This window comes from Comamonas sp. E6 (genome assembly GCF_001010305.1).
Classification (GTDB): Bacteria; Pseudomonadota; Gammaproteobacteria; order Burkholderiales; family Burkholderiaceae_C; genus Comamonas; species Comamonas thiooxydans.
In genome coordinates this window covers 47,185-59,140 of record NZ_BBXH01000010.1, presented here as the reverse complement: position 1 = coordinate 59,140, position 11,956 = coordinate 47,185, and the positions used below count along the sequence as shown (strand labels likewise).

The window sequence follows — 11,956 nt, the reverse complement described above, 5'->3', positions numbered from 1 at the left end:
TAGAGCCAAGCCATGTCGATTTTGCTGATTGCCGGTAGTCCCTCGCAGCCTTCGCGCTCCAGTGCCTTGCTCAATGCCGTGGCTGCCCGCCTGCAGGCACAGGGCCTGAGCACCGAGCCCGTGCTGCAGCTCAACCAGCTGGACCCCGCAGCCCTGTTGCATGCCCGCTTCGATCACTCCGAGATTCGTGCCGTGACCGATAGAGTGGCCCGTGCCGACGCGGTGGTGGTGGCCACACCCGTTTACAAGGCTGCCTACAGCGGCCTGCTCAAAGTGTTTCTCGATGTGCTGCCACAGACGGCGCTCAAGGGCAAGCTGGTCCTGCCTCTGGCCACTGGCGGCAGCCCTCACCATATGCTGGCGCTGGACTACGCGCTGCGCCCCGTGCTGCAGTCGCTTGGCGCGCGCCACATACTGCCGGGCATCTATGCCACCGATCAGGGGGTGCCACTGCTGCCTGAAGGCGGTTATGGCCTGGCCCCCGAGATTGCCGAGCGCGTCGAGGATGCCGCCCAGTTGCTGGCCACCGATCTGCGCCGCAGTGCCCAATGGGCCGCAGCCAATGACTTTGAAAGCATCGCGTTTGCCGACGTGCGATGTAGCGTTTGAACTAGCGCCCCCCTGAGCCGCTACGCGGCTTCCCCCGAGGGGACGGCAGCATCGCTGCGGGGCGCCCCTTGCTTGCTGCCTCACTGATGGGGCGGTGCCCATTTCTCCATGTCTCTGTTTTTGATAGCAGTTCCCGCACTGCGAAGGCTGAGTTGCGCCTGAAATCAGGCCAAAGGTGCGCCTGAAGTGTGTGGACTGCAAGCTCCAAGGATTGATTTCTCATGACCGATCGCAACAACACTTCTGTCGTCATTTCGTCGCAATTGCTGAACACCACACGCCGTCAGTGGCTGGCGGGTACGGCAGCTTCGGCGCTGGCGCTGGCCTCGGGCGGACTGCATGCGCAGCAGAGCAATGGCACGGCAGGCGGGCAGCGCGTGCTGCGCGTGGGCCATCAAAAAGGCTGGCTGTCGATTCTCAAGAATCGCGGCACCCTGGAAAAGCGCCTGAGCCCGCTGGGCGTGGCCGTGCGCTGGGTTGAATTCAATGCCGGACCTGTGCAATTGGAAGCGCTCAATGTCGGCTCGATCGACTTTGGCGATGTGGGCGAGGCACCGCCCATCTTTGCCCAGGCCGCCGGTGCGTCCCTGGTCTATGCGGGTGCCACGGTGGCGCGCCCCGGCCTGGAAGCGGTGATCGTGCCCAAGGGCTCGGCGATCCGCAGCGTGGCCGACCTCAAGGGCAAGCGCATTGCCTACAACAAGGGCTCCAACGTTCATTACTTCCTGGTCAAGCTGCTGGAAAAGCATGGCCTCAAGTACGGCGATGTGCAGTCGGTCTTTCTGGCCCCTCCCGATGCGCGGGCCGCGTTCGAGAAGGGCTCGGTCGATGCCTGGGTGATCTGGGACCCGTTCCTGGCCTCGGCCCAGAAGGCTCTGGATGCACGCCTGCTGGCCGATGCCAAGGGCGTGGTCAACAACCGTGCCTACTACTTCACCTCGCGTGACTATGCGAGCCGCAATGCCGATGTGCTGCGCATCGCGATCGAGGAAATTGCCGCCATCGATGCCTGGGCCAGCAAGAACAAGAGCGCAGCAGCGGCCGAGCTGTCTCAGATCCTGGGCCTGGACACCGCGGTGACCGAGCTGTACCTGAGCCGTACCGAGTTCGGCACCAAGGCCGTGAATGCCGAAATCCTGGGTGAGCAGCAAAAGATTGCAGACACCTTCTTCGATCTCAAGCTGATCCCCAAGAAGCTCAATTTGCTGCATGCCGCGCCTGTGGACTTGCTGGCCAGCCGCTGATTCATGAAAAGGTCATTGCCATGAGTTCAGCATCCTCTTCACCCCGTTTCCATCGCGGCCGTCGCCAGGCACTGCAACTGCTGGGCACCACGGCTTTCAGCTGGACCCTTGCCGCGCATTACGCCAACGATGCACTGGCCCAGCCTGGGCCGGTTATTGCGGCTCCGGCCCAGTTGCGCATCGGCTATCAGAAGTCGGCCGTCAATCTGGTCGTGCTCAAGCAGCATGGCATTCTGGAAAAGCGCTTTCCAGGCACCAAGATCAGCTGGCTGGAGTTTCCAGCCGGGCCGCAGTTGCTGGAGGCGCTGTCGGCCGGAAGCCTGGACTTTGGCCTGACCGGCGATTCGCCGCCCGTGTTTGCCCAGGCCGCGGGCAAGGAGCTGCGCTATGTAGGGGCCGAGCCGCCCAAGCCTGAAAGCTCGGCCATTCTGGTGCTCGCCGATTCGCCGCTGAAAACCCTGGCCGACCTCAAAGGCAGGCGCGTGGCGCTGCAAAAAGGCTCAAGCGCCCATTACCTGCTGGTGCGTGCGCTGGACAAGGCAGGTATTGCCTGGGCCGACATTCAGCCCGTGTATCTGGCACCGGCCGATGCGCGTGCCGCTTTCGAACGCGGCAGCGTCGATGCCTGGGCCATCTGGGACCCGTTTTATGCGGCCACCGAGCTGAGCATCCGGCCGCGCGTGCTGACCAGCGGTGAAGGGCTGTCGGGCAACAACTCTTTCTATCTGGCCTCGCGCGGCCTGGTTGAGCACCATCCCCAGCTCATCAAGGCCTTGTTCGACGAGCTCACGCGCGCCGATCAGCTGGTGCAGACCTCGCGCAAGGAGGCCGTGCAACTGCTGGCTGCTTTCAGCGGGCTGGATGCGAATGTGGTCAGCCGCTTTATCGGCCGCAGGCCCAGCTCGCCGACCACGCTGCTCAATCCCGCCATCGTGGTCGAGCAGCAGCGCGTGGCCGATACCTTTTTTCGTCTGGGCGTGATTCCACGCCAGGTGAAGGTGGCCGACATCGTCTGGCAGCCCACGGCGGCTGAATATGCCGGCCATGGCCAGGCGAGCCCCGCCGCTTCATCCATCACGCCCTCCGTGGCATCCAGGTTCTAAGTCAGGTTCAAGGAGATTTCGTCATGCAAGTGTTCTGGTTCATTCCCACCCATGGTGATGCCCGCTACCTGGGCAGCAGCGAAGGCGCACGCCAGCTGAGCCATGACTATGTCAAGCAGGTGGCTGTGGCGGCCGACAGCCTGGGCTACGAAGGCGTGCTGATTCCCACGGGCCGCTCCTGCGAAGATCCCTGGGTAGTGGCGTCCAGCCTGCTGCCCGTCACCAAGCGCCTCAAGTTCCTGGTGGCCGTGCGTCCCGGCCTGCATCAGCCCAGCCTGGCTGCTCGCATGGCCGCCAGCTTCGACCGGCTTTCCGGCGGGCGGCTGCTGATCAATCTGGTCACCGGCGGCGATCAGGCCGAGCTGGAGGGCGATGGCGTGTTTCTCGATCATGCGACGCGCTATGAACAATCGGCCGAGTTCATCGAGATCTGGCGCGAGATTCTGGCACGCAGCCATGAGGGAAAGTCGCTGGATTTCGAAGGTCGGCATCTGCAGGTCAAGGGTGCCAAGCTGCTGTTCCCGCCGCTGCAAAAACCCTATCCACCCGTGTATTTCGGCGGCTCTTCGCCTGCCGCCCACGAGCTGGCGGCAGAGCAGGTCGATGCCTATCTGACCTGGGGCGAGCCACCGGCCGAAGTCGCCAAAAAGATTGCCGATGTGCGCGAGAAGGCCGATCGCCGTGGCCGCCAGGTCAAGTTCGGCATCCGTCTGCATGTGATCGTGCGCGAGACCGATGAGGAGGCATGGGCCGACGCCGAGCGATTGATCAGCCGCCTCAAGGACGAGACTGTGGTGCAGGCCCAGGCTGCGTTTGCGCGCATGGATTCCGAAGGCCAGCGCCGCATGGCCCAGCTGCATGCGGGCGGCACCAAGCGCAGCCGCAAGGACCTGGAGATCAGCCCCAATCTATGGGCCGGTGTGGGTCTGGTGCGTGGCGGTGCGGGCACGGCCCTGGTGGGCAGCGCCCAGGCTGTGGCCGACCGTATCAAGGAATATGCCGATCTGGGCATAGACACCTTTGTGCTCTCGGGCTACCCGCATCTCGAGGAAGCCTATCGCTTTGCCGAGCTGGTCTTCCCGTTGCTGCCCGTCAACGTGCAGGAAAAGCTCGGCGGTGGCAACCCCGGCGGCCCGTTCGGCGAGACCGTGGCCAATCTGTACTCGCCGCGAGCCGCCGCTCCAGAGCGCGAGCAGGTCCGAGTGTCGCAAAGCTGAAGGAGAGTGTATGAGTGATGTTCAAACGCTGACCTTGCAATCCGCTGCCCAGCCTGCAAGCCCGCCGGTGCCGCGCCTTGAGTTGCTGGCGCGTCAGTTCGCTTTGCGGCTGCTGCCCTGGCTGTTGCCGGTCGCGCTGATCGCTGCCTGGCAGGCCGCATCGGCCTATGGCTGGCTGTCCACACGGGTGCTGCCCGCACCGCTGGATGTGTTGCGTGCAGCCTGGGCTCTGGCAGAGTCGGGCGAGTTATGGACCCATGTCAAGGTCAGTGCCGGGCGTGCGCTGGCGGGGCTGGCCATTGGCGGCAGCCTGGGCTTGCTGCTGGGGCTGCTCACAGGCTCGCTGCGCTGGGCCGAGACGCTGCTCGATTCCACGATCCAGATGGTGCGCAACATCCCTGCGCTGGCGCTGATTCCGCTGGTCATTCTGTGGTTCGGTATCGACGAATCGGCCAAGCTGTTTCTGATCAGCGTCTCGGTGTTCTTTCCCATCTATCTGAACACCTTTCACGGCATTCGCAACGTGGACCCTGGTCTGATCGAGATGGGCCGCAGCTATGGCCTCACGCGCTGGCAGCTGTATCGCGACATCGTCTTGCCGGGAGCGCTGTCTTCCATCCTCGTGGGCTTGCGTTTTTCGCTGGGGCTGATGTGGGTGATTCTGATCGTGGCCGAGACCATCTCGGCCCAGGCGGGCATCGGCTACCTGACCATGAATGCGCGTGAATTTCTGCAGACCGATGTGGTGCTTGTGGGCATCTTGCTCTACGCAATCCTGGGCAAGCTGGCCGATGTGTTTGCCCGTTCGCTGGAGCGCTGGTGGCTGCGCTGGCATCCGAGCTATGGAGCCCCCTGAGCCGCATTGCGGCTTCCCCCAGGGGACGACAGCCTCGCTGCGCGGCGGCGCTTGCTCGCTGTCACGCGCATGTGCTGCGCCAGTTTTGAACAGACAAAGACGGGAGTTGGTGATGAGTAGTTTGTGGAATCGTTTGACGCAGTCGCTGGTGGGTGCGGGTGCGCTGAATGCGCGTCAGCCGCTGGTGGCCTGGGAGGCTTCCTGGGACGAGGCCGAGGCCTTGCAGGCGAGTGGAAAGCTGTGGCAGCGGACCAAGGATGCAGAAGAAGAGCAGCAGGGCAGCAGCAAGCAGCCGGATGTGCAGCAGAAAGCGGCCCAGGGTGTGCATCTGCAGACGCTGCAGCTGACCAAGCGCTATGGCGAGCGGGAAGTGCTCAAACAGGTGCAGCTCGATGTCCGGCCCGGCGAGTTCATCGCCATCGTTGGGCGCAGCGGCTGCGGCAAGTCCACCTTGCTGCGCCTTGTGGCCGGGCTGGAAGAGGCCAGTGCCGGGCAGCTACTGATCGATGCGGGCGATGCGCGCGAGCAGCGCCGGCAGAACAGGGATACGCGCATCATGTTTCAGGACGCGCGTCTGCTGCCCTGGAAGCGGGTGCTGGACAACGTGATTCTGGGGTTGCCCGATTCGGCACGCGAGCGCGGCCGCAAGGTGCTGGCGCAGGTAGGACTGGCTGATCGCGAAAACGAATGGCCGGCGCGGCTGTCTGGCGGCCAGCGCCAGCGCGTAGCCCTGGCCCGTGCCCTGGTTCACCAGCCGCGACTGCTGCTGCTCGATGAACCGCTGGGCGCTCTCGATGCGCTGACGCGCATCGAGATGCACCGCCTCATCGAAGGTCTGTGGCGCAGTCATGGCTTCACGGCCTTGCTGGTCACGCACGATGTACAGGAGGCCGTGGCCCTGGCCGACCGCGTGGTGCTGATCGAGGATGGGCGCATTGCGCTCGACGAGCGCATCGATTTGCCGCGTCCGCGTGTGCATGGCGATGCCCGCTTTGCCGCGCTGGAGACACGCATTCTGGATCGCGTGCTGCAAAAGCCCGAGTCAGAACAGCCAACCGGATTGCCGAGCTGGCCTGGCGTGCCGGCTACGGGTCTGCGCTGGGCGATTTGAGCATCCAACGAAAACAAAGAGAAACAGGCGGCTGGCGCAGCCATAAGCTGTGCCGCCTGCCATCAAGATATGAATTTTCAGCAACTGCGTTCGGTCCGGGAAACGGCAAGGCGTGGCTTCAATCTGACCGAGGTGGCGGCCATGCTCCACACCTCGCAGCCCGGTGTGAGCCGGCAGATTCGCGAGCTCGAGGAGGAGTTGGGCATCGATATCTTTGTGCGCGCCGGCAAGCGCCTGACGGGGCTGACGCCGCCCGGCACGGCCTTGCTGCCTATTGTCGAGCGCATGCTGCTCGAGGCCGACAATCTGCGTCGCGCGGGCGAGGACTTCCACGCCAGCGAGCGTGGTGGCCTGTCGATTGCTGCCACGCATTCCCAGGCACGCTATGCCTTGCCCCAGGTGGTGCGCGATTTCCGCAGGCTCTACCCCCAGGTTTCGCTGCATCTGCATCAGGGCTCGCCACGCCAGGTGGCCGAGATGCTGCTCTCGGGTGAGGCCGATATCGGCGTGGCCACCGAGGCGCTGGGCAGCTATGAGAATCTGGTGACCCTGCCTTGCTACCGCTGGTCGCACAGCGTGGTCGTGCCGCCCGGCCATGAACTGCTCGATACGGACGGAGCACTGACATTGGAGGCGCTGGCGCGCCACCCCATCATCACCTACGAGCAGGGTTACACGGGGCGTGCCCATATCGACAAGGCGTTTGCGGCGACCGGGCTGGTGCCCGATGTGGTGCTCACCGCCATGGATGCTGATGTAATCAAGACCTATGCGGAGCTGGGCATGGGTGTGGGCATCATTGCCTCCATCGCTTTCGATGCCGAGCGCGACCGCCATCTGCGCGCTATCGATGCCCGTCATCTGTTCGAGGTCAATCTCACACGCCTGGCTCTGCGCCGCGATGCCTGGCTGCGTGGCTATGCCTATGCCTTCATCGAGAGCTTTGTGCCTACGCTGACGCCCCAGGTGGTGCGTGCGGCACTGCAATCTGCCGAAGACTGAATTTCAACTCGAACCTCCCGAAAGAGCTTCAAGCCCCTGGTATTGCACTACATGGGGCGACTGTGCAGCAGGGGCTGGCACAGGTGGTGCTCAATGTCTCGAACTTTTTGCGCAGCCATATCGTGGTGTTGGGCGTCCTTGTCATCCGCGCGATCGGACTGCTGCGCGATGCATGGCCGCGCAGGCTTGTGCCACGCTACGGTCGCTTATTTTCATAAGATGTTTTTGATATAAAAATTTTTGTTTTTATTCTTTTGAGTTTTTTGAAGAAGGTTTCAGAATTGTTTTCATGCAGTGCAGCAAACACTGTTTTTCAGAACCTTCATGACTTCTCAGGAGAATTTTGTATGTCCATTCAAGCCATCAACGTACGCAATCAGTTCAAGGGCAAGGTCAAGGAAATCATCCGCGGTGACGTGGTCTCGGAAGTGGATGTGGAAACGCCCTGGGGCATCGTCACTTCGGTGATCACCACACGCTCGGTCAATGATCTGGGCTTGGCGGTGGGCTCGGAGGTTGTCGCTCTGGTCAAGTCCACAGAGGTGTCCATCGCCAAGCTGTAAATCTCATTTGCTCTCAAAAGAGCACCCAGCGCAGGTACTGCTTGCGCTGGGTGCTTTCTTTTTGGGATCCGCTAATACCACCCTTGATATGTCGTTGCTTCGCCTTGCGGCTTCGCGCCTGGTCTCAATGGCAAGCCTGCGGTTTGCTGGGGAGTGTTAGCGGTTCTGAGGGACATGGTGAGCATCGGGCGCACAGTGCCAAACAGGCATGGCCTAAGCCGTGGACAGCAAGCAAGGGCCTTGGCGGCCCCGCCGCGAAGTAGAGAGGGGGAAGGCGCAAAGCGCCTCAGGGGGCTTGCCTATTCCAGCGTCATCAATGCCGCATTGCCGCCCGCTGCCGCCGTGTTGTGCGATAGAGCGCGTTCATGCCAGAGTCGCTCCAGCCGGATGGGTTGGCCTGTCACACAGCGTGTGGGCAGTACCAACGGGCCTGGTCGCCTTGCCAAGGCCTGCGCCCAGCGCAGAAATTGGGGGGCGTCGCATTCCAGCAGTGCTGCATCCATGGGCTCGGTTTCTGCAATTTCCTCGACGCTGAGCTCGGCAGGCAGCAGCCGCACATGGAGGCGCAGTGCATCTGGCAGCTTGCCGTGAACTGCGGTGCCTAGCGGGCCGGGTAGCCACAGGGCTTGCGAGCCGCAGGCCAGTGCTGCAGCCAGTTGCAGCAGCAGCATGGTTCTCTCCTGTGCCAGGCACAGTGTGCGCGGCTTGCCAAGCAACTGGTAGAGATTGCGCTCGCCTGTGGGGCCGGGCAGCAGACGCGCGGCATGCAGATCGGGCAGGGCCGATTGCAGGCGCTCGCAATCGTGGCTGACGATGGCCTCACCATGCTGCCTGGCCCAGTGGCCCAGTTGCTGCAAGGCGGTCGCCGCTGCTGCCGTGACGGACGTGGCGCTTGCCTGTGCCTGTAGCTCTCCGGATTGATGCAGCAGCAGACTGAGCAAACGCAGGGGCGAGCCGGGTGTCTGCTGCAGGCGCGGCAGATACAGGGGGCCGCCGGCCTTGGGGCCGGTGCCCGACAGCCCCTCGCCGCCAAAGGGCTGAACACCGACCACGGCCCCCACCATATTGCGATTCACATACAGATTGCCAACATGTGCCGCCTGGGCGACCTGCTGCACGGTTTCGTCGATGCGCGTGTGCAATCCCATGGTCAGGCCGTAGCCCAGGGCATTGATGCGCTCCAGCAACTGCGGCAACTCGCGCCTTTGATAGCGCAGTACATGGAGTACGGGGCCGAAGACTTCGCGCTTGAGCTGATGCAGATCGGGCAGCTCGATCAGCGTGGGCGCCACAAAATGCCCTTGTGCGGCAGTTTCCGGGCTCAGCGGCGATTGATGGATGCGCAGACCCAGAGCCCTGAGTCTGGCGATATGTCGCTCGATACCAGTCTTGGCATCGGCATCGATCACGGGTCCCACATCGGTGGCCAGCTCGGCCGGGTTGCCGCAATGCAGCTCTTGCATGGCACCGCGCAGCATGGCCAGCAGCCGGTCGGCGCAGTCGTTTTGCACGCACAGCAGGCGCAGAGCCGAGCAGCGCTGGCCCGCGCTGTCAAAGGCGGATGCAGCAATGTCCTGCACGGCTTGCTCGACCAGGGCGGATGAGTCGACCAGCATGGCGTTCTGGCCGCCGGTCTCGGCCACCAGCACCACAGGCTGGCCGTCGGGGCGCAGCCTGGCGGCGGTCTGCAGAGCCAGCAGTCGCGCCACCTCGGTGGAGCCGGTGAACAGCACGCCTGCCACGCGCGCATCGGCCACCAGCGCGGCGCCCACGGTCTCGCCCCGGCCGGGCAGCAATTGCAGCACGTCTGGCGCAATGCCGGCCTGATGCAGCAGGCGCACGGCTTCAAGGGCGATCAGCGGGGTTTGCTCGGCGGGCTTGGCCAGCACCACATTGCCAGCGCCCAGGGCGGCTGCGACCTGGCCAGTGAAGATGGCCAGTGGAAAATTCCAGGGGCTGATGCAGACCACAGGGCCTATGCCGGGGGCGAGCAGATCCGCATCGGCCTGCCGCAGAATCTGAGCCGCGTAATAGCGCAGAAAGTCCACGGCCTCGCGCACCTCGGACACGGCATTGGCCGCAGTCTTGCCGGCTTCGCGCATCAGCAGGCTCATCAGCGGCTGCATCTGCGTTTCAAAGAGCTCGGCTGCGGTCTGCAGCAGACTGGCGCGCAGCTCGGCCGAGCTGGCTTGCCAGGCGGGCTGGGCCTGTGCGGCCGCCTGCATTGCCTGCTGAATCTGCGCGGGCCCGGCATCGCTGACATAGCCCAGCAACTCCTGATGGCTGGCCGGGTTGGTTATGGCTGTGCCGATGGCGTCGGCGGCATGCACGGCATGGACACCCTGGCGAAGTTGTGCAGGCCGGCTTTGCGCAAGCGCTTGAGACAGAGCGCCCAACACACCGTCATCGCTCAGGTCCAGACCAGAGGAGTTGCGGCGCTGTTCACCCAGCAGCTCGCGCGGCAGCACTATACGCGGGTGGGGCAGGCCTATGTCATCGACCGCAATCAGTGTCTCCACCCCGGCTCGGGTTTGGGGATTCGGTTGACCCTCAGCCAAGGTCTGGTCTGCGGGGGCTGCTATCAAATCAGAGATGGGCCAGTCGGGGTTGGCGATGCGGTGCACGAATGAGCTGTTGGCGCCGTTTTCCAGCAGGCGGCGAACCAGATAGGCCAGCAGTGTCTCGTGCGTACCCACGGGAGCATAGATGCGGCAGGGGCGGCGTGCGGCCTTGTCTTCGGCCTCGACCACATGCAGGTAGAGCTGCTCGCCCATGCCGTGCAGGCATTGAAACTCGTAACGTCCGGCGCTGTAGGGCTGGGCACCGGCCAGGGATTCGATGCTGGCCACTGTCTGGGCGTTATGGGTGGCGAATTGCGGGTAGATGGCGCTGGGTGCTGCCAGCAGCTTGCGAGCGCAGGCAATATAGGCCACATCGGTGTGGTGCTTGCGGGTGTAGACCGGGTAGTCGCTCAGACCGTCGACCTGGGCGCGCTTGATTTCGCTGTCCCAGTACGCGCCCTTGACCAGGCGCACCATCAGACGGCGCTTGCTGCGACGGGCCAGGTCGATCAGATAGTCGATCACATAGGGGCAGCGTTTTTGGTAGGCCTGAATCACAAAGCCTAGGCCGCTCCAGCCTGCCAGGCCGGGGGCGTGGGCCAATTGTTCGAGCAGGTCCAGCGACAGCTCCAGGCGGTCGGCTTCTTCTGCGTCGATATTGAGCCCTATGTCATAGCTGCGTGCCAGCTCGCACAGTTGCAGCACGCGCGGCAGCAGCTCGTTCATCACGCGCTGCCATTGCGCGCGGCTGTAGCGCGGGTGCAGGGCGCTGAGCTTGATGGAAATGCCCGGCCGTTCATAGACGCCCTCGCCGCCAGCGGCCTTGCCGATCGCATGAATCGCATTCACATAGGACTGCATGTAGCGCTGCGCATCCTCTGCGGTGAGTGCGGCCTCGCCGAGCATGTCGTAGGAATAGCGAAAGCCTCTGGCCTGCAGTTCGCGAGCGCGCTCCAGAGCCTGGGAAATGGTCTCGCCCATCACAAACTGCTCGCCCATCAGGCGCATGGCCATGTCCACGCCCTTGCGCACCAGCGGCTCGCCGCCCCTGGCTGTGATGCGTTTGAGCGCCGCGAGCAGGCCTGACTCGCTATGCGTATCGACCAGCTTTCCGGTGACCACCAGTCCCCAGGCAGCTGCATTGACAAAGAGCGAGGGGCTCTTGCCCAGATGAGCCTGCCAGTCGCCGCCGCGCAGCTTGTCGCGGATCAGTGCATCACGGGTAGCCGCATCGGGGATGCGCAGCAAGGCTTCGGCCAGGCACATCAGTGCCACGCCTTCCTGCGAGGACAGCGAAAACTCCTGCAGCAGACCTTGCACCAGCCCCTGGCGCCCAGTGCTGGCGGGTTGGGCGCGCAGTTGCTCGACCAGCTTTTGCGCATGGGCAGCGACCTGGGCAGCCTGGGCGGGCGGCAGCGTGGCGGCAGGCAGCAGCCGGGCCACGGCATCGGACTCGGCCATGCGGGTGGCGCAACTGATGGCTTGACGCAGTTCATCGGCAGGGCGGCTGGAATCTGGCAGCGCAGTGAAAGTCGGCATGTCTGTGCAGGTGTCGTAGAGCCTGGACGCGAGCGGGTGCGCGGCCTTCACCATGTTCACAGCTGCATTGCAAGCGGCGCGGACGCAGCTGTCTACATAGGGAAAATCATTGCTGGTTTTTCGAAAAATGAATCACTATATTGAGTGAATT

General features: G+C 63.6%; 9 protein-coding genes. 8 read left to right on the top strand and 1 reads right to left on the bottom strand.

What is annotated here, in order from left to right; all coding sequences use genetic code 11:
• The first annotated feature begins 12 nt into the window (after window positions 1-12).
• The 8 genes from ssuE to CSE6_RS09645 all read left to right on the top strand — a co-directional run bounded on the left by ssuE (window position 13) and on the right by CSE6_RS09645 (window position 7,705).
• Window positions 13-609 carry an NADPH-dependent FMN reductase gene (gene ssuE / locus CSE6_RS09680; RefSeq protein ID WP_034392970.1) on the top strand — a complete coding sequence of 199 codons (597 nt, stop codon included), beginning with the start codon at window positions 13-15 and terminating at the stop codon, window positions 607-609.
• Between the two features lie 221 nt (window positions 610-830).
• Window positions 831-1,853 carry a sulfonate ABC transporter substrate-binding protein gene (locus CSE6_RS09675; protein ID WP_052088808.1) on the top strand — a complete coding sequence of 341 codons (1,023 nt, stop codon included), beginning with the start codon at window positions 831-833 and terminating at the stop codon, window positions 1,851-1,853.
• Window positions 1,854-1,873: 20 nt separating this feature from the next.
• The gene (locus CSE6_RS09670; protein ID WP_034392968.1) at window positions 1,874-2,956 is read left to right on the top strand and encodes a sulfonate ABC transporter substrate-binding protein; all 1,083 of its coding nucleotides are present in this window, start codon (window positions 1,874-1,876) and stop codon (window positions 2,954-2,956) included.
• Between the two features lie 23 nt (window positions 2,957-2,979).
• On the top strand, window positions 2,980-4,173 hold the full coding sequence (gene ssuD / locus CSE6_RS09665; protein ID WP_034406307.1) for an FMNH2-dependent alkanesulfonate monooxygenase: 1,194 nt from the start codon (window positions 2,980-2,982) through the stop codon (window positions 4,171-4,173).
• Between the two features lie 10 nt (window positions 4,174-4,183).
• The gene (gene ssuC, locus CSE6_RS09660) at window positions 4,184-5,029 is read left to right on the top strand and encodes an aliphatic sulfonate ABC transporter permease SsuC (RefSeq protein ID WP_034406305.1); all 846 of its coding nucleotides are present in this window, start codon (window positions 4,184-4,186) and stop codon (window positions 5,027-5,029) included.
• A gap of 112 nt (window positions 5,030-5,141) precedes the next feature.
• Complete coding sequence (locus CSE6_RS09655) at window positions 5,142-6,140, top strand: ATP-binding cassette domain-containing protein (RefSeq protein ID WP_034406303.1); 999 nt, start codon at window positions 5,142-5,144, stop codon at window positions 6,138-6,140.
• 69 nt (window positions 6,141-6,209) lie between these two features.
• The gene (locus tag CSE6_RS09650; protein ID WP_034356248.1) at window positions 6,210-7,142 is read left to right on the top strand and encodes a CysB family HTH-type transcriptional regulator; all 933 of its coding nucleotides are present in this window, start codon (window positions 6,210-6,212) and stop codon (window positions 7,140-7,142) included.
• A 347-nt stretch (window positions 7,143-7,489) separates the two neighbouring features.
• Window positions 7,490-7,705 carry a molybdopterin-binding protein gene (locus tag CSE6_RS09645; protein WP_003053517.1) on the top strand — a complete coding sequence of 72 codons (216 nt, stop codon included), beginning with the start codon at window positions 7,490-7,492 and terminating at the stop codon, window positions 7,703-7,705.
• Between the two features lie 299 nt (window positions 7,706-8,004).
• Here the strand turns inward: CSE6_RS09645 and putA are convergent, their stop codons facing one another.
• Window positions 8,005-11,859, bottom strand: coding sequence for a trifunctional transcriptional regulator/proline dehydrogenase/L-glutamate gamma-semialdehyde dehydrogenase (gene putA, locus CSE6_RS09640; protein WP_059440414.1), 3,855 nt, complete (start codon window positions 11,857-11,859; stop codon window positions 8,005-8,007).
• Window positions 11,860-11,956: the final 97 nt, after the last annotated feature.